Here is a 1,316-nt window from a genome sequence, read left to right as displayed (position 1 = left end):
TTGCTTCTCTTGAGCAAAAATAGCCATCGCGGAGAAGAAGGCGCACACCTTTTGAATGTGATGCGTAACGTAAGTATTTTCTTGCTTGAGCTCAGCAATCAAGTAAAGCACGGTATCATCCGCTTGCTGAAACCAAGAATGCTCGCTGTTGAGTTGGTCGCCGAGAATCAATCGCACCGTGTCATAACGCATTTATTTATCTCCATTTTCTTGCTGCGTTGTGATTGGCCAGTCGACCATATCGACAACGTCTTGCTGCGCTCGGCTGTCACGCCCTTGCCATCGTTCAATGAACTCATGATTTGGGTCGTACATTTGTGTCTGCTTCTCCAAATTAAACTGACGAGAGCCTCTCGGATCTGCCCCTACTCCCGCTAAATATTGCCAGTTTCCCCAATTAGAGCCGACATCGTAGTCAATCAACTGCGTTTCAAAGTAGGCTGCGCCATACCGCCAGTCCAACCCCAGTTCATGAACAAGGCAACTTGCAACCAACTGGCGACCACGGTTAGACATATAACCAGTGTGATTCAGTTGGTGCATACACGCGTTGACGATGGGATACGGTGTGGTGCCATTTTTCCACTGCTGAAAACGATGCGCATAAAAACTGGTTAACGGCGGTTGATTGCGAATACCACCAAACCGAAACAGCCTTTGTTGATAACACCTTGCGTACCAATAAAAATATTCGCGCCACAACAATTCAAAGTAAATCCAGTAAGTCGAATCATTCGCCCCTTGGGTTTGTTCATACTGTTTGAGCATGGCATAAATCATTCTTGGCGACACACAACCAAGCGCAAGCCAAGGTGAAAATTTGGTGGAATACGCCATCCCGTCGAGTCCGTTGCGCGTCTCTTTATATGAGCTTGCCAAGCCAGAAGAAAAGTAACGCCGACAATGCGCAAGACCACTCCATTCTCCGCCAGAAAACAGCGCAGACTCATCAAAGTAAGAAGAGGATGAAGTTGGCAGTTGAGCGCCTTTTGGCATTGGCGGTAGGTAGCTCGGCGCATCTATTGGGTGGGCGATGTCTATCCCTTCAACGCACTTTCTAAACTGAGTAAAAGTCTCGGGCAGATCAGGCAACGTAAACGGCAGCTTGCTTTCGTCGAACAAACTGCGTACAGCGTGCTGAACAATGACAAGGTGTGGGTATTCATCTTGCAGCTTGTGCAATATGCTCTGTTCATCCGAGCCAGCCATTGCGTCTGCATAAAGATGAGTGACACCCAAATATTGAATGGCATATTTGAGGGCTTGATATGGGGGGTAGATCTAGCGTCCAAAGTCGCTGACCTAACTGGCCGAGT

At 47.9% G+C, this 1,316-nt stretch carries 1 protein-coding gene and 1 pseudogene; both read right to left on the bottom strand.

Annotated elements, in window-relative coordinates:
* A partial coding sequence (locus R7O12_RS25205) for a cryptochrome/photolyase family protein (protein WP_318126796.1) occupies nucleotides 1-192 on the bottom strand: 192 nt, incomplete at its 3' end.
* Nucleotides 193-1,316 (bottom strand): annotated as a pseudogene (locus R7O12_RS25200) (DASH family cryptochrome); the annotation flags it as partial.

The sequence above is a fragment of the Vibrio sp. Vb1574 genome (assembly GCF_033338675.1).
Note: the sequence above shows the minus strand (reverse complement) of the source record. Positions and strands in the feature narration are given on the sequence as shown.